Raw genomic sequence first — 17,014 nt, 5'->3', positions numbered from 1 at the left:
CTCCTTGACGGGCGCGGCGCCAGTCGAGTTCCAAAGGATTCGCGATGAGCAATAACGCCTCTTTTTCGCCGCCCAGCCTGTTGCTCAGCACCATCGGCCTGTCGCTGGCGACCTTCATGCAAGTGCTCGACACCACCATCGCCAACGTGGCGCTGCCGACCATCTCCGGCAACCTCGGCGTGAGTTCGGAGCAGGGCACCTGGGTCATCACCTCGTTCGCCGTGAGCAACGCCATCGCGCTGCCGCTCACCGGCTGGCTGAGCCGGCGTTTCGGCGAGGTGAAGCTGTTCCTCTGGGCCACCATCCTGTTCGTGCTGGCCTCGTTCCTCTGCGGTATTTCCACGTCGATGCCCGAACTGATCGGCTTCCGTGTCCTGCAGGGCTTGGTGGCCGGACCGTTGTACCCGATGACCCAGACGCTGCTGATCGCGGTCTATCCGCCGGCGAGGCGAGGCATGGCCCTGGCGTTACTGGCGATGGTCACGGTGGTGGCACCGATTGCCGGGCCGATTCTCGGCGGCTGGATCACCGACAGTTATAGCTGGCCGTGGATCTTCTTCATCAACGTGCCGATTGGCGTGTTCGCGGTGATGGTGGTGCGTTCGCAACTGGCGAAACGGCCGGTGGTCACCAGCCGTCAACCGATGGACTACGTCGGGCTGATCACGCTGATCATCGGTGTGGGTGCCTTGCAGGTGATCCTCGACAAGGGCAATGACCTGGACTGGTTCGAATCAAACTTCATCATCATCGGCGCGGCCATTTCGGTGATTGCGCTGGCGGTGTTCGTGATCTGGGAGATGACCGACCAGCATCCGGTGGTCAATCTGCGCTTGTTTGCGTACCGCAACTTCCGCATTGGCACGCTGGTGCTGGTGCTGGGTTACGCCGGTTTCTTCGGCATCAACCTGATCCTGCCGCAATGGTTGCAGACCCAGATGGGCTACACCGCGACCTGGGCTGGGTTGGCGGTCGCGCCAATCGGGATTTTGCCGGTGGTGTTGTCACCGTTTGTCGGCAAGTACGCGCACAAGTTCGACCTGCGCCTGCTGGCCGGGCTGGCGTTCCTGGCGATCGGCCTGAGCTGCTTCATGCGTGCCGGGTTCACCAACGAAGTGGACTTCCAGCACATCGCTCTGGTGCAGCTGTTCATGGGCATTGGCGTGGCGTTGTTCTTCATGCCGACCCTGAGCATCCTGATGTCGGACCTGCCGCCGAGCCAGATTGCTGACGGCGCCGGTCTGGCGACGTTCCTGCGGACATTGGGCGGCAGCTTTGCGGCGTCGCTGACCACGTGGATCTGGATTCGCCGGGCGGATCAGCATCATGCCTACATGAGTGAAAGCATCAGCACTTATGAGCCGGCGACCCGGGAAGCGCTGAACAATCTGGGTGGGGCGGGTAATCCGGCGTATGCGCAGCTTGATCATGTGCTGACGAGTCAGGCGTACATGCTCTCCACCGTGGATTACTTCACGCTGCTGGGGTGGGGGTTTATGGGGTTGATATTGATTGTTTGGCTGGCTAAGCCGCCGTTTGCTGCTAAAGCAGGGCCGGCCGCGTCCGGGCACTAAGATCAAAAGCCCCTCACCCTAACCCTCCCGAAACGTCGGACCGCCCGTAGGGAGAGGGGACTGACCGAGGTGGATGTGCGAGATACATCGACCTGAAAGTCTTCAGTCGAACTCAGGTTTTGAAAAGCACAAAGCTCTGCTCCCTTTCCCCCTCGCCCCCTTGGGGGAGAGGGTTGGGCGGGCGGCGTTCCGATGAGGGGGAGCGATCTTCAGCCGTGCGGCAATCCCAGCGGCGGCGCGAAGTCAAACGGCGCCAACCCAAACCCGTTCTCATCCACCTGCAACGCCCAACCCTGACGATCCCAATCCCCCAGCACAATCCGTTTTGCCGCCTGATCGCCGATCTGCAACTTGTGGATCGCCGGACGATGGGTGTGCCCGTGAATCAGGGTTTTCACCCCGTATTCCTGCATGATCCGCGGAATTTCCTCCGGCGTGACATCGACGATGTCGTTGGCCTTCATCCGCGTTTGCGCCCGGCTCTCACTGCGCAGCTTGCGCGCCAGTTTGTGCCGGTTGCGCAAGGGCAGGTTGCGCAGAATGAACAGGCTCAGCGGGTTGCGAAGGTAACGGCGCAGCTTCATGTAGGCTTCGTCGCGGGTGCACAGGCTGTCGCCATGCATCAGCAAGACCGGTTCGCCGTAGAACTGCACGACACTCGGGTCCTTCAACAGCGTACAGCCGGCCTCTTTGCAGAAGGCCTTGCCGAGCAGAAAGTCGCGATTGCCGTGCATCAGAAAAATGGCCGTGCCGCTGTCGCTGAGTTCGCGCAGGGCCTGGCAAATGGAACGCTGGAAGGGTGTCATGGCATCGTCGCCAATCCACGCCTCGAAAAAGTCGCCCAGAATGTACAACGCACTCGCCGAGCGGGCGCGTCCGGCGAGCAAATCCAGAAACGCCCGGGTAATGTCCGGGCGCTCCTCTTCCAGATGCAAGTCTGAAATCAGCAATATCACGCTTCGATGATCTCGGCTTTCTCGATGATCACGTCGTCGCTTGGTACGTCCTGGTGGCCAGCCTTGGAGCCGGTCGAGACTTTCTTGATGCTGTCGACAACGTCAGTACCGGCGGTCACTTTACCGAATACCGCGTAGCCCCAGCCTTGAACATTCTTGCCGCTGTGGTTCAGGAAGCTGTTGTCGGCCACGTTGATGAAGAACTGCGCGGAAGCCGAATGCGGCTCCATGGTGCGCGCCATGGCGATGGTGTACTTGTCGTTGGAAAGACCGTTGTCGGCTTCGTTCTGGATGCTTGGACGCTTGTCTTTCTTTTCTTTCATGCCTGGCTCGAAACCGCCGCCCTGGATCATGAAGTTACCGATGACACGGTGGAAAACGGTGTTTTCGTAGTGACCGGCTTTGACGTACTCGATGAAGTTGGCCACGGTGATCGGGGCTTTTTCAGCGTTCAGTTCGATGACGATGTCACCGTGGTTGGTGGTCAGTTTGACTTGAGTCATGGTCAGTACTCTTTATAAGGAATTCGTGGTCTTGGAGCCTCAGGCCCCGCAACCGGTTCAGCCTGCTTCGGCCAAGGTGCGCAGTTTAGCGTGACAGGCGCGAATTTCGAGGCTGTTTTTCAAATCCCTGCGATTAAATGCGCTCCTTTATAAGGCCTGCTCTGTCAGCCCCTTGACAGCATCGGCTATGATAGCGGCTTTGTTTTGTCTGGCCCCTCTTTGCGGCCGCGCACATGTAAGTCAAGGATCCTAATGAGCAAGCCCACTGTCGACCCTACCTCGAATGCCAAGTCCGGCCCTGCCGTGCCGGTCAACTTCCTGCGGCCGATCATCCAGGCAGACCTGGACTCGGGCAAGCACACGCAGATCGTCACCCGTTTCCCGCCTGAGCCCAACGGCTACCTGCACATCGGCCACGCCAAGTCGATCTGCGTGAACTTCGGCCTGGCCCAGGAGTTCGGCGGCGTCACGCACCTGCGTTTCGACGACACCAACCCGGCCAAGGAAGACCAGGAATACATCGACGCGATCGAAAGCGACGTCAAATGGCTGGGCTTCGAATGGTCCGGCGAAGTGCGCTACGCCTCGCAATACTTCGACCAGTTGCACGACTGGGCCGTCGAACTGATCAAGGCCGGCAAGGCCTACGTCGACGACCTGACGCCCGAGCAAGCCAAGGAATACCGCGGCAGCCTGACCGAGCCGGGCAAGAACAGCCCGTTCCGCGACCGTTCGGTGGAAGAGAACCTGGACTGGTTCGCCCGCATGCGCGCCGGTGAGTTCCCGGACGGTGCCCGCGTGCTGCGCGCCAAGATCGACATGGCCTCGCCGAACATGAACCTGCGCGACCCGATCATGTACCGCATCCGCCACGCTCATCACCATCAGACCGGTGACAAGTGGTGCATCTACCCGAACTACGACTTCACCCACGGTCAGTCGGATGCCATCGAAGGCATCACCCACTCGATCTGCACCCTGGAGTTCGAAAGCCACCGTCCGCTGTACGAGTGGTTCCTCGACGCACTGCCAGTGCCGGCGCACCCGCGTCAGTACGAGTTCAGCCGTCTGAACCTCAACTACACCATCACCAGCAAGCGCAAGCTCAAGCAACTGGTCGATGAAAAGCACGTCAATGGCTGGGACGATCCGCGCATGTCCACGCTGTCGGGCTTCCGCCGCCGTGGCTACACCCCGGCGTCGATCCGCAGCTTCTGCGACATGATCGGCACCAACCGTTCCGACGGTGTGGTCGACTTCGGCATGCTCGAATTCAGCATCCGTCAGGACCTGGACGCGAACGCCCCGCGCGCCATGTGCGTGCTGCGTCCGTTGAAAGTCGTGATCACCAACTATCCGGAAGACCAGGTCGACAACCTCGAACTGCCACGTCATCCGCAGAAAGAAGAACTCGGCGTGCGCAAGCTGCCGTTCGCCCGTGAAATCTACATCGACCGCGATGACTTCATGGAAGAGCCGCCAAAAGGCTACAAGCGCCTGGAGCCGAACGGCGAAGTACGTCTGCGCGGCAGCTACGTGATCCGTGCCGACGAAGCGATCAAGGACGCCGACGGCAACATCGTCGAACTGCGTTGCTCGTACGATCCGGACACCCTGGGCAAGAACCCTGAAGGCCGCAAGGTCAAAGGCGTGATCCACTGGGTGCCGGCCGCTGCCAGCATCGAGTGCGAAGTGCGTCTGTACGATCGCCTGTTCCGTTCTCCGAACCCGGAGAAGGCCGAGGACAGCGCGAGTTTCCTGGACAACATCAACCCTGACTCACTGCAAGTGCTGACCGGTTGTCGTGCCGAGCCTTCGCTGGGCAACGCACAGCCGGAAGACCGTTTCCAGTTCGAGCGCGAAGGCTACTTCGTCGCGGATATCAAGGACTCGAAACCAGGTCAGCCGGTATTCAACCGTACCGTGACCCTGCGTGATTCGTGGGGCCAGTGATCAAGTCTTAAGGAACCATCGTGCTTTCGATCTACAACACGCTCACCAAGAGCAAAGAAGTCTTCAAGCCGCTGGATGGCAACAAGGTGCGCATGTACGTCTGCGGGATGACCGTGTACGACTACTGCCACCTGGGCCATGGCCGCAGCATGGTCGCGTTCGACCTGGTGACCCGCTGGTTGCGGTTCAGCGGTTATGACCTGACCTACGTGCGCAACATCACCGACATCGACGACAAGATCATCAACCGGGCCAACGAGAACGGCGAGTCGTTCGAAGCGTTGACCGAGCGCATGATCGCCGCGATGCACGAAGACGAAGCGCGCCTGAACATCAAGAAGCCGGACATGGAGCCGCGCGCCACGGATCATATTCCGGGCATGCACGCGATGATCCAGACCCTGATCGACAAGGGTTACGCTTACGCCCCGGGCAATGGCGACGTGTACTACCGCGTCGGCAAGTTCATGGGCTACGGCAAACTCTCGCGCAAGAAGATCGAAGACCTGCGCATCGGTGCGCGGATCGAGGTCGACGAAGCCAAGGAAGATCCGCTGGACTTCGTGCTGTGGAAAGGCGTCAAGCCGGGCGAGCCGAGCTGGGAATCGCCGTGGGGCGCCGGGCGTCCGGGCTGGCACATCGAGTGCTCGGTGATGTCGACCTGCTGCCTGGGTGAGACTTTCGACATTCATGGCGGCGGCAGCGATCTGGAGTTCCCGCACCACGAAAACGAAATCGCCCAGAGCGAAGCGGCCACTGGCAAGACCTACGCCAACGCGTGGATGCATTGCGGCATGATCCGTATCAATGGCGAGAAGATGTCCAAGTCCTTGAACAACTTCTTCACCATTCGCGACGTGCTCGACAAGTACCACCCGGAAGTCGTGCGTTACCTGTTGGTGTCGAGCCATTATCGCAGCGCGATCAACTACTCGGAAGACAACCTCAAGGACGCCAAAGGTGCACTGGAGCGTTTCTACCACGCGTTGAAAGGCCTGCCGAACGTGGCGCCGGCTGGCGGCGAAGCGTTCGTCGAACGTTTCACCAACGTGATGAACGACGACTTCGGCACGCCGGAAGCCTGCGCGGTGCTGTTCGAGATGGTGCGTGAGATCAACCGTCTGCGCGAGAGCGATCTCGATGCAGCGGCCGGTCTGGCGGCGCGCCTGAAAGAACTGGCCAGCGTGCTGGGTGTGTTGCAGCTCGAAGCCGATGACTTCCTGCAGGCCGGCGCCGAAGGGCGTGTCGATGCGGCTGAAGTCGACGCGCTGATCGCTGCACGTCTGGCGGCTCGGGCTGGTAAAGACTGGGCCGAGTCCGACCGCATCCGCGACCAGCTCACCGCCATGGGCGTGGTGCTGGAAGACGGCAAGGGTGGCACGACCTGGCGTCTGGCGGACTGATTGCTGTGTTTGCTACAAACAAAACCCGCCTTGTGCGGGTTTTTGTTTTTCTGCTGTTCAGGCGGTGGTTGCTTTTGCTCTGCGCGTAGGTCTTGATGTCTGACGCGGCCAACATGGGCTGCAGCCCTTGCAGCGGGATGCTGTTCGGCGACGTTTATGGAATGGAGACATCATGGCAAACCACTATCGCGAACTCCTGACAACCCCCGGCGCAACAGGGTTGGTGCTCGCGAGCTCCATCGCGCGATTGCCGCAGGCGATGATCGGCATTGGCATCATTACCATGCTGGTGGAGCAAACCGGTGTCTACTGGCTGGCCGGTGCAGTCGCCGGTACGTTTACCCTCGCCAACGCACTGATCGGCCCGTACATCTCGAAACTTGTCGATCAGCGCGGCCAAAGCCGTGTGCTGCCTGTCGTGACGACGTTCAGCATTGGCATGTTGCTGGCGCTGATCCTCGCCGTCTACATGAGGGCGCCGGCGGCACTGCTGTTTGTTCTGGCTGCATTGGCGGGCACCATGCCGAGCATGCCATCGATGATCAGGGCACGCTGGACGCAATTGTTCCGGGGCAAGCCGCAGCTGCACACGGCGTTCTCTCTGGATACGGTGTTGACCGAACTCGCTTATATCATCGGCCCACCCTTGGCGATCGGATTGAGCGTGAGCTTTTTTGCCGAAGCCGGGCCGCTGGTCGCGGTCGGGCTGCTGGCTGTCGGGGTGACGGCGTTTCTCCTGCAGCGTCAGACCGAACCCAAGGTTGTTGTGGGCCATACGCGGCATACGGGTTCAACCCTGCTGATTCCCGGCGTTCCCACCATCGTGCTGGCGCTGTTGGCAATGGGCGCAATCGGAGGCTCGATCGATGTCGCCGTTGTCGCCTTCGCCAATGCGCAAGGCTGGCCTGCCTCTGCGACCTTCATCCTCGCCGCCTATGCGTTCGGTTCGCTGGTGGCGGGCCTGACGTTCGGTGCCTTGAGGGTTTCCCTGCCGATAGAAAAGCAGTTCTTTATCGGGATATTGGTCACGGCCATCACAGGCATATTGCCTCTGTTCTCGCCTGACGTTTATGTCCTCTCGGCGATGCTGTTTATCGCCGGCATATCGTTTGCGCCAACGATGGTCGTGGTCATGAAACTGGGGACGATCATCATCCCGCCGTCGAGGATCACCGAAGGGCTGACATGGATGACCACTGGCATCAGCATCGGCGTCGCTCTGGGTGGCTTGCTCTCAGGTCTGATCATTGATGCCTACGGCGCTCGGGCCGGTTTCGGTGTCGCCATTTTCGCCGGGCTGGCGATGCTGATCGTGGTGCTGCTCGGGCTGCGTACACTGGGCACCGTATCCGCCCCGAGTGCTGAACCGACCTGCCGGTAACGTGCATTGAAAGAAGGCACAAAAAACAAAACCCGCACCAGGCGGGTTTTGTTTTTTGTGGCGGGCCTTAGCTCAACAGCCCGGTGCTGACCGCGACGATCAGGAAAATCCCGAGTACTGCGCGGTAAATCACGAATGGCCAGGTGGAGAATTTCTCCAGAAAGCGCATCAGGCCCCAGATCGCGAAGAACGCCGAGATACTGGCCACCACCAGACCGAAAATCAGATGCGCCCAGGCTTGCGCCGGCAGTTGCGCATGGAACAGCACCCACAACTCCTTCAAACCCGCCAGCGCGATGGCCGGTAAACCGAGCAGGAAGGAGAAGCGCGCGGCTTCTTCACGTTTGAAATTGAGGAACAGCGCCGCCGTCAGCGTCGACCCGGAGCGCGAAACCCCGGGAATCAGCGCACCGATCTGAGCAATACCCACGATCAGCGCATCGCGCAAACGCATTTCGCCAACGGTGCGGCGGTGGCGGCACGTGAGCTCGGCGATGGCCAGCAACACCGCCATCACCACGCAGGAAATCCCGATCACCATCAAACCGCGCAATGGCGAGTTGCAGGCATTGAGCGTCGAGGACAAGGCCAGCCCCGCGATACCGATAGGAATGGTCGCCAGTACGATGGCCACCGCCAGAATGAACCATTGATTATTGAAATCGCGCTGGCGCACAGCGTCAACGCTGCCGGTGACAACCTGCCTCACGTCTCGCCAGAAGTAACTGATGACCGCCGCCAGTGCGGCCATCTGCATGGCGGCGGAAAACGCCGAGCCGGGATCGGGCCAGCCGAGCAGGGCGGGGACGATGCGCATGTGGGCGGTGGAGGACACGGGCAGCAACTCGGTGATGCCTTGAATGATGCCGAGGATGCCGATTTGCAGGTAATCGAGAGAGGCAAAGCCGATATCAAGGCCGGTGGTGCAGATGTTGGTCAAAGAGCTTGTCCTGTGAGGGGCAGGAGGAGGGAGGTGTCTGGATCAAAGGGATGCAGCGAAAAGCTGAAACATTTCGTCACAGTCTAGTCGGTGTGGTCAATGGGTGGGCTGGATGGTTTTTGATGGCCGCACCGGCGTCATCGCGGGCAGGCTCACTCCCACGGGGGATTCGTGTCGCAGACAAAACCGCAGATGACGAAAATTTAATGTGGGAGCGACGATTTGACGTGCCTTCGGCCCCTGGTCACTCAGCCTGGCGCAAGCGCTTGTAGAGCGTATTGCGACTGACGCCCAACCGCCGCGCCAGATGGGAGATATTGCCGCCGGCCGCCTGCAACTCCCGATTCAACGCCTCGCTGTCATTCAGGTCGATCCCCAAGGGTTCTGGCGTATCCAGTGGCTCCATCTCCAGGTCGACAAAAAAATCATCCGGTAAATGCTCAGGCCTTACCGGTTGCTCTTCGGCCATGGCCAACGCGACCTGCATCACGCTGCTGACCTGACGCAAATTCCCCGGCCACGGGTGCCGGTCGAACAACTCCAGCACCTCGCGGCTCAATCCCGCCCATTGCGTCGGTTCGCGATGTTGTTCCCACAAGCGCTTGAACAACGCTTGTTTGTCAGTGCGCTCGCGCAGCGGCGGCAATTCCAGGGTCAAGCCGCCGATGCGGTAGTACAAATCTTCGCGAAACCGTCCCAGCTGCACTTGCTCGCGCAATGAACGGTTGGTGGCGGAGATGATTCGCAGATCCACCGGGAACAATTCACTGCTGCCCACCGGTTGCACGCAACGCTCCTGCAACACCCGCAACAGACGGGCCTGAGTCGGTAGCGGCATGTCGCCGATTTCGTCGAGGAACAACGTGCCTTTGTCGGCCTTGCGGATCAGGCCGATGCTGCCTTTCTGGTTGGCGCCGGTGAACGCGCCTTTTTCGTAGCCGAACAGCTCGGATTCCACCAGTTCGGCGGGGATCGCGGCGCAGTTCACGGCGATGAACGCCTGTTTGCTGCGAGAGCTGGCCCGATGCAGGGCTTTGACGAACACTTCCTTTCCGACCCCGGTTTCACCGTGAATCAACAGAGGAATGTCTTTTTCCAGCAGCCGCTCGGCCTGACGTACAGCTTTTTCCACGCGGCTGTCGCCGAAGTGCAGGGTGCTCAGGCTGATGGCCGTGGGGGCGGCGACCGTCGTTTCGGTGGCTTTGGCTTCAGCGAACACCCGCGCCTGAATGGGCGCCTGTTTAGGCCGTTTCAACAGACACTGGAATCGGTTGCGCCCCGACGTCTGCAAGGAAAACGGCAAGCCGTCAGGCTGATTGAGCAGTTCCAGCAATGAAACTTTGAACAGACTCTCGACGCTCACCCGCGACAGGCGTACGCCCAGCAGATTGTCGGCCCGGCGGTTGGCCGACAACACCTGACCGCTTTCATCGAAAATCAGCAACCCTGCCCATTGGCTGTCGAGGTTGTTCAACCCGGTGTTGAAGGTCAGTTGAAAGTGCTGGCCATGGAACAGGTTGAGGATCAGCCGGTTCTCCACGGTCTGGCTCATCATCTTGACCATGCCGAGGGTGTGCGAGGGCGGCAGGTAGCTGTCGCTGGACACATCTAGCACCGCGATGACCTTGCGTTCGGCGTTGAAAATCGGCGCGGCGGAACCGGTCATGAAGCGGTTGGCCTTGAGGAAGTGCTCGTCGTGCTCGATGTGCACCGCCTGCTCGCAGGCCAGCGCCGTGCCGATTGCATTGGTGCCGCTTGAGCGCTCCATCCAGCTTGCGCCGGCCTGAAAGCCGCGCGCCAGATTCGGCTCGATAAAGCGCTGGGTGCCCCAGGACGTCAGGACCTGGCCCTGATTGTCCGCCAGCATGATCAGGCAGTTGGAATTGCTCAGGATGTTCTCGTAGTACGGCAGCACTTCCTGGTGGGTGGTCTGCACCAGCGAATGGTGACTGTCGAGCAGTTGGGCGATGCCGGCGGAGGGCAACTGATCGAACGCCGGGACACTTTGATGCTTGAGACCGAAGGCGCGGCAACGGGACCAGGAGTCCTGAACAATGGCCTCGTGGGAAAGCGGCGGGACAGGTGCGGCCATGACAGTCAGCCTCTGAAAGCAGCGTTTTTATTATTGTTATGAGGCCCCTCGGGACCTGAAAAGCATCGATAGAGTGTTGTTCACTATTGTTCATTGTCAATCGTTGAACTGTTCAAATGTGTTCAGCAATGAAGGTGGTTTGCCCGCGTTTTCGGCGATTTTCGCGGCGAATCAACGGCTTGGGATTTCTGGCACGAATGTCGCTCTACTGCACACGTCGCTTGACTCCAATAATAAAAAGGCCGAGCCATGTCACTCACCCTGGAGCACGTCAGCCGCACCGTCGAGGGCCAGACCTGGATCGACGATGCGAGCCTGAAATTCGAAGCCGGATCCTTCAACGTCCTGCTCGGGCGCACGCTGTCCGGCAAGACCAGCCTCATGCGCTTGATGGCCGGTCTGGACAAGCCCGACAACGGTCGGATCCTGATGAACGGCGTCGACGTCACCCAGCGTCCGGTGCGCCTGCGCAACGTTTCGATGGTGTATCAGCAGTTCATCAATTACCCGACCATGACGGTGTTCGAGAATATCGCCTCGCCGCTGCGCCAGGCCGGGATCTCCAATGAGCAGATCCAGAGCAAGGTGCAGGACACCGCGAAGATGCTGCGCATCGAGAAGTTCCTGAAGCGCTATCCGCTGGAACTCTCCGGTGGCCAGCAACAGCGCACAGCCATGGCCCGGGCGCTGGTCAAGGATGCCGAGCTGATCCTGTTCGATGAACCGCTGGTCAACCTCGACTACAAACTGCGCGAAGAACTGCGCCAGGAAATGCGTGAGCTGTTCAAGGCGCGCCACACCATCGCCATCTACGCCACCACCGAGCCCAACGAAGCGCTGGCACTGGGCGGCACCACCACCATTCTTCACGAAGGCCGGGTGATCCAGAGCGGCCCGTCGACCGAGGTCTATCACCAGCCACAAACGGTGCTGGCGGCCGAACTGTTCTCCGAGCCGCCGATCAACCTGATGCCGGGACGCATCGCCGGTAACGAAGTGAGTTTCGCCAACTTCGTGCACTTCCCGTTGAACGTCGATCTGCGGCCGGTGGGCGAGGGCGAATTCCGTTTCGGCGTGCGTCCGAGTCATATCTCGCTGGTGCCGAGCAACGACGACGACCTCGAATTGGCGGTAACCGTCGAGGTGGCGGAAATCAGCGGTTCGGAAACCTTCCTGCATGTGCGCAACGAGCATTTCCTGCTGGTGTTGCACTTGCCCGGCGTTCACGAATACGACGTCGATGCGCCGATTCGCATCTATATCCCGACCCATAAACTGTTTGTGTTCGATGCGCTGGGCCGTCTGGTGCAGGCACCGGGCCGGCGTGTCGCGAGGGTTGCCTGATGGCCGAAATCCGTTTGCAACACCTCGCCCACAGCTACACCAGCACCCCGAGCGGGCCCGAGGACTACGCGATCCGCGAGATGGATCACATCTGGGAGCAGGGCGGCGCCTATGCCTTGCTCGGGCCGTCGGGTTGCGGCAAGTCGACCTTGCTCAACATCATTTCCGGCCTGCTCAGCCCGTCTCAGGGCCATGTGCTGTTCGATGGCAAAGCGGTCAACGACCTGACGCCGGAGAAACGCAACATCGCGCAGGTTTTCCAGTTTCCGGTGGTCTACGACACCATGACCGTGTTCGACAACCTGGCCTTCCCGCTGCGCAATCAGGGCATGGCCGAGGCGAAAGTGCACAGCAAGGTGCAGGAAATCGCCGAAGTCCTCGACTTGCAAAACTTGTTGAGCAAGAAGGCGCGCAACCTCACCGCCGACGAAAAACAGAAAGTCTCCATGGGCCGTGGTCTGGTGCGTGACGACGTCTCGGCGATTCTGTTCGATGAGCCATTGACGGTGATCGACCCGCACCTGAAATGGAAACTGCGGCGCAAGCTCAAGCAGATCCACGAGCAGTTCAACATCACCATGGTCTACGTCACCCACGATCAACTGGAGGCCTCGACCTTCGCCGACAAGATTGCGGTGATGTACGGCGGCCAGATCGTTCAGTTCGGTACGCCCCGGGAATTGTTCGAGCGACCGAGCCACACCTTTGTCGGCTACTTCATCGGCAGCCCCGGGATGAACCTGATCGAGGTGCAGCCGCAACCGGGCGGCGTCGGTTTCAACTCGACCCATCTGCCGCTGTCCGACGCGCTGCAACGGCATATCGAACATGGCCAGTGGAAAAACCTGAAGGTCGGCATCCGCCCCGAGTTCATTCATGTGTGGGACGAGCCGTTTGATGACGCGATGCAGGCGCGGGTCGTACACGTCGAAGACCTCGGCACCTACAAAACCATGACCCTGGATCTGGACGGCGCACCGCTGAAAGTGCGCCTGGCCGAGGACAAACCGGTGCCGCAGGGCACGGCGTACATCAGTTTCCCGGCGCAGTGGCTGATGGTCTATGCCGATGAGTTCCTGCTCGAAGCCAGCGAAGAGGTACAGCCATGAACAAGGTGCAGAACAACAAGGCCTGGTGGCTGGTGCTGCCGGTGTTCCTGCTGGTGGCATTCAGTGCGGTGATCCCGATGATGACCGTGGTCAATTATTCGGTGCAGGACATTTTCGACCAGTCCAGCCGCTACTTCGTCGGTGCCGACTGGTACAAGCAGGTGCTGCTTGATCCACGGCTGCACGACTCGTTGCTGCGTCAGTTCATCTACTCGGCGTGCGTGCTGCTGATCGAAATCCCCCTCGGGATCGCCATCGCCCTGACCATGCCGACCAAGGGCCGCTGGTCGTCGGTGGTGCTGATCGTGCTGGCGATTCCGTTGCTGATTCCATGGAACGTGGTCGGCACCATCTGGCAGATCTTCGGTCGTGCCGACATCGGCCTGTTGGGTTCGAGCCTCAACGCCATGGGCATCAGCTACAACTACGCGGCCAATACCATGGATGCGTGGGTCACGGTGCTGGTGATGGACGTCTGGCACTGGACCTCGCTGGTGGCGCTGCTGTGTTTCTCTGGGCTGCGGGCGATTCCCGATGTGTATTACCAGGCGGCGCGGATCGACCGGGCTTCGGCCTGGGCGGTGTTCCGGCACATCCAGTTGCCCAAGCTGAAAAGCGTGCTGCTGATCGCGGTGATGCTGCGTTTCATGGACAGCTTCATGATCTACACCGAGCCGTTCGTGCTCACCGGCGGCGGGCCGGGCAATGCCACGACCTTCTTGAGTCAGACCCTGACCCAGATGGCCGTAGGCCAATTCGACCTCGGGCCAGCGGCAGCCTTTTCGCTGGTGTACTTCCTGATCATCCTGCTGGTGTCCTGGCTGTTCTATACCGCCATGACCCACAGCGACGCCAACCGCTGAGGCCCGGCCATGAGCAAAAGAAAACTGATACCCCTGCTGCTCTACATCCTGTTCCTGCTGGTGCCGATCTACTGGCTGCTGAACATGTCGTTCAAGAGCAACACCGAAATCCTCGGCGGCCTGACGCTGTTTCCCCAGGATTTCACCTTCCACAACTACAAGGTGATCTTCACCGATCCGAGCTGGTACACCGGTTACCTCAACTCGCTGTACTACGTGAGCCTGAACACGGTGATTTCCCTGAGCGTGGCATTACCGGCAGCCTATGCGTTTTCCCGTTATCGCTTTCTCGGCGACAAGCACCTGTTCTTCTGGCTGCTGACCAACCGCATGGCGCCGCCGGCGGTGTTCCTGCTGCCGTTCTTCCAGCTGTATTCGTCGATTGGTCTGTTCGATACCCACATCGCGGTGGCGCTGGCGCACTGCCTGTTCAACGTGCCGCTGGCGGTGTGGATTCTCGAAGGGTTCATGTCCGGCGTGCCCAAGGAAATCGACGAAACCGCCTACATCGACGGCTATAGCTTTCCCAAGTTCTTCGTGAAGATCTTCATTCCGCTGATTGGCTCCGGGATCGGGGTGACGGCGTTTTTCTGCTTCATGTTTTCCTGGGTCGAACTGCTGCTGGCGCGCACGCTGACCTCGGTTAATGCCAAGCCGATCGCAGCGGTGATGACGCGCACGGTGTCGGCGTCCGGCATCGACTGGGGCGTGCTGGCGGCGGCGGGGGTGTTGACCATCCTGCCGGGCATGCTGGTGATCTGGTTTGTTCGCAACCACGTGGCCAAGGGCTTTGCCCTGGGCCGGGTCTGAGGAACTGATGATGGAATGGATGAGCTGGACCGTCCCGACGGCGGCGTTTTTCATCGTGATTGGCTTGATCCTGGTGGGCATGACCACTTGGGAACTGCGCTCGCCGAGCATCTTGCGGCGAGGGCTTCTACCGATTGCCACCACCCGTGGTGATCGTTTGTTCATCGGTCTTCTCGGCAGCGCCTACCTGCATTTGCTGGTAATCGGCGTGACCGACTGGAGCATCTGGGTGGCGTCCGCGTTGTCCCTGGTGTGGCTGTTGGCTGTGATGCGTTGGGGCTAGTCGAATCGCTCGGCAATCGTGCTCCAGAACTTAAACAGGAGGTCTCTATGTTCGACAAAAACAATAAGCTGCGACATAGCATTTCATTGGCGGCCATGCTGGCACTCAGCGGTTTGAGCGCAACCGCCTGGGCCGATGCGTACGAAGACGCGGCAAAAAAATGGATCGGCAGCGAGTTCAAGCCGTCGACCCTGACAGCCGAGCAGCAGCTCGAAGAGCTGAAATGGTTCATAAAGGCCGCCGAGCCGTTTCGCGGGATGGAAATCAAGGTCGTTTCGGAAACCCTGACCACCCACGAATATGAATCGAAGGTGCTGGCCAAGGCCTTCACCGAAATCACCGGGATCAAGCTGACCCACGACCTGCTGCAGGAAGGCGACGTCGTGGAAAAAATGCAGACGGTGATGCAGTCGGACAAGAACATCTACGACGGCTGGGTCAACGATTCGGACCTGATCGGCACGCACTTTCGCTACGGCAAGACCGAGTCGATCACCGACCTGATGGCCAACGAAGGCAAGAACTTCACCTCGCCGACCCTCGATATCAAGGACTTCATCGGCATTTCGTTCACCACCGCGCCGGACGGCAAGATCTATCAATTGCCTGACCAGCAGTTCGCCAACCTGTACTGGTTCCGCGCCGACTGGTTCGAACGGGCCGACCTGAAGGCCAAGTTCAAGGAAAAGTACGGCTATGAGCTGGGCGTGCCGGTGAACTGGTCCGCCTATGAAGACATCGCCAAATTCTTCAGCGAAGACGTCAAGGAAATCGACGGCAAACGCATCTACGGGCACATGGACTACGGCAAGAAAGACCCGTCGCTGGGCTGGCGCTTCACCGATGCCTGGTTCTCCATGGCCGGTGGCGGCGACAAGGGCCTGCCCAACGGCTTGCCGGTGGACGAGTGGGGCATCCGCGTCGAGGACTGCCATCCGGTGGGTTCCAGCGTGACTCGCGGCGGTGACACCAACGGTCCGGCGGCGGTATTCGCCACGACCAAGTACGTGGATTGGCTCAAGGCCTACGCGCCACCGGAAGCGGCAGGCATGACCTTCTCCGAGTCCGGCCCCGTGCCGTCCCAGGGCAACATCGCCCAGCAGATTTTCTGGTACACCGCGTTCACCGCCGACATGACCAAACCGGGCCTGCCGGTGGTCAATGCCGACGGCACGCCGAAATGGCGGATGGCACCGTCGCCGCGCGGACCGTACTGGGAAGAGGGCATGAAGCTGGGTTATCAGGACGTGGGTTCCTGGACCTTCATGAAGTCCACGCCTGAGAAACAGAAACTCGCGGCCTGGCTGTACGCGCAGTTCGTGACCTCGAAAACCGTGTCGCTTAAGAAAACCATCGTCGGCCTGACGCCCATCCGCGAGTCGGACATCAACTCGCAAGCCATGACTGACCTGGCACCGAAACTCGGTGGTCTGGTCGAGTTCTACCGCAGCCCGGCCCGCGTGCAATGGACGCCGACCGGCACCAACGTGCCGGACTACCCACGTCTGGCACAACTGTGGTGGAGCCACATCGCTGAAGCCGCCAGCGGCGACAAGACTCCGCAACAGGCGCTCGACGGCCTGGCCAAGGATCAGGACGCGATCATGACCCGTCTGGAACGCTCCAAGGCCCAAGCGGTGTGTGCTCCGAAAATGAACCCGGAGCGCGACGCGCAATACTGGTTCGATCAGCCGGGTGCACCAAAACCGAAACTGGCCAACGAGAAACCGAAGGGCGAAACCGTGAGCTACAACGAACTGCTCAAGTCGTGGGAGGCGGCACGCAAGTAAGCGCTTTTGGGGA

14 protein-coding genes are annotated in these 17,014 nt (G+C 60.2%); 10 read left to right on the top strand and 4 right to left on the bottom strand.

Features of this window, described 5'->3' with window-relative positions:
- The first annotated feature begins 44 nt into the window (after nt 1-44).
- Nucleotides 45-1,574 (top strand): DHA2 family efflux MFS transporter permease subunit, encoded by a 1,530-nt coding sequence (locus JJN09_RS09275; protein WP_249486979.1) that lies wholly within the window; start codon nt 45-47, stop codon nt 1,572-1,574.
- A 209-nt stretch (nt 1,575-1,783) separates the two neighbouring features.
- Here the strand turns inward: JJN09_RS09275 and lpxH are convergent, their stop codons facing one another.
- Together lpxH and JJN09_RS09265 are read right to left on the bottom strand one after the other, a co-directional pair.
- On the bottom strand, nt 1,784-2,530 hold the full coding sequence (gene lpxH, locus JJN09_RS09270; protein ID WP_249486978.1) for a UDP-2,3-diacylglucosamine diphosphatase: 747 nt from the start codon (nt 2,528-2,530) through the stop codon (nt 1,784-1,786).
- Nucleotides 2,527-3,033 (bottom strand): peptidylprolyl isomerase, encoded by a 507-nt coding sequence (locus JJN09_RS09265; RefSeq protein WP_096822285.1) that lies wholly within the window; start codon nt 3,031-3,033, stop codon nt 2,527-2,529. Before JJN09_RS09265 ends, lpxH begins: the two co-directional genes overlap by 4 nt.
- A gap of 252 nt (nt 3,034-3,285) precedes the next feature.
- On the opposite strand from JJN09_RS09265, the gene JJN09_RS09260 reads away from it, so the two are divergent.
- From JJN09_RS09260 to JJN09_RS09250, 3 genes are all read left to right on the top strand, one after another.
- Nucleotides 3,286-4,986 carry a glutamine--tRNA ligase/YqeY domain fusion protein gene (locus JJN09_RS09260; protein WP_096822284.1) on the top strand — a complete coding sequence of 567 codons (1,701 nt, stop codon included), beginning with the start codon at nt 3,286-3,288 and terminating at the stop codon, nt 4,984-4,986.
- A gap of 20 nt (nt 4,987-5,006) precedes the next feature.
- Complete coding sequence (gene cysS, locus JJN09_RS09255; RefSeq protein WP_249486977.1) at nt 5,007-6,389, top strand: cysteine--tRNA ligase; 1,383 nt, start codon at nt 5,007-5,009, stop codon at nt 6,387-6,389.
- Nucleotides 6,390-6,561: 172 nt separating this feature from the next.
- Nucleotides 6,562-7,770 carry an MFS transporter gene (locus tag JJN09_RS09250; protein ID WP_249490782.1) on the top strand — a complete coding sequence of 403 codons (1,209 nt, stop codon included), beginning with the start codon at nt 6,562-6,564 and terminating at the stop codon, nt 7,768-7,770.
- Between the two features lie 67 nt (nt 7,771-7,837).
- On the opposite strand, the gene JJN09_RS09245 is transcribed toward JJN09_RS09250, so the two are convergent.
- Together JJN09_RS09245 and JJN09_RS09240 are read right to left on the bottom strand one after the other, a co-directional pair.
- The gene (locus tag JJN09_RS09245; RefSeq protein ID WP_249486976.1) at nt 7,838-8,710 is read right to left on the bottom strand and encodes an undecaprenyl-diphosphate phosphatase; all 873 of its coding nucleotides are present in this window, start codon (nt 8,708-8,710) and stop codon (nt 7,838-7,840) included.
- Nucleotides 8,711-8,954: 244 nt separating this feature from the next.
- On the bottom strand, nt 8,955-10,802 hold the full coding sequence (locus JJN09_RS09240; RefSeq protein ID WP_249486974.1) for a sigma-54-dependent Fis family transcriptional regulator: 1,848 nt from the start codon (nt 10,800-10,802) through the stop codon (nt 8,955-8,957).
- A 249-nt stretch (nt 10,803-11,051) separates the two neighbouring features.
- Between JJN09_RS09240 and JJN09_RS09235 the strand changes: the two genes are divergently transcribed.
- The 6 genes from JJN09_RS09235 to JJN09_RS09210 are packed head-to-tail and all read left to right on the top strand — an operon-like array spanning nt 11,052 to nt 17,001.
- The gene (locus tag JJN09_RS09235) at nt 11,052-12,146 is read left to right on the top strand and encodes an ABC transporter ATP-binding protein (protein ID WP_249486972.1); all 1,095 of its coding nucleotides are present in this window, start codon (nt 11,052-11,054) and stop codon (nt 12,144-12,146) included.
- A complete protein-coding gene (locus JJN09_RS09230; RefSeq protein ID WP_249486971.1) occupies nt 12,146-13,255 on the top strand; it encodes an ABC transporter ATP-binding protein in 1,110 nt (369 codons plus the stop codon). The genes JJN09_RS09235 and JJN09_RS09230 overlap by 1 nt, the downstream gene beginning before the upstream one ends.
- On the top strand, nt 13,252-14,118 hold the full coding sequence (locus tag JJN09_RS09225) for a carbohydrate ABC transporter permease (protein WP_007981247.1): 867 nt from the start codon (nt 13,252-13,254) through the stop codon (nt 14,116-14,118). The genes JJN09_RS09230 and JJN09_RS09225 overlap by 4 nt, the downstream gene beginning before the upstream one ends.
- A 9-nt stretch (nt 14,119-14,127) precedes the next feature.
- Nucleotides 14,128-14,928, top strand: coding sequence for a carbohydrate ABC transporter permease (locus JJN09_RS09220; protein WP_249486970.1), 801 nt, complete (start codon nt 14,128-14,130; stop codon nt 14,926-14,928).
- A gap of 10 nt (nt 14,929-14,938) precedes the next feature.
- Entirely contained in the window at nt 14,939-15,211 is a 273-nt protein-coding gene (locus JJN09_RS09215; RefSeq protein ID WP_027925091.1) for a DUF2160 domain-containing protein, read from the top strand.
- A gap of 47 nt (nt 15,212-15,258) precedes the next feature.
- Entirely contained in the window at nt 15,259-17,001 is a 1,743-nt protein-coding gene (locus JJN09_RS09210) for an ABC transporter substrate-binding protein (protein WP_249486968.1), read from the top strand.
- Nucleotides 17,002-17,014 lie beyond the last annotated feature (13 nt).

The sequence above is a fragment of the Pseudomonas sp. HS6 genome (assembly GCF_023375815.1).
In the GTDB taxonomy this organism is placed as follows: Bacteria; Pseudomonadota; Gammaproteobacteria; order Pseudomonadales; family Pseudomonadaceae; genus Aquipseudomonas.
Note: the sequence above shows the minus strand (reverse complement) of the source record. Positions and strands in the feature narration are given on the sequence as shown.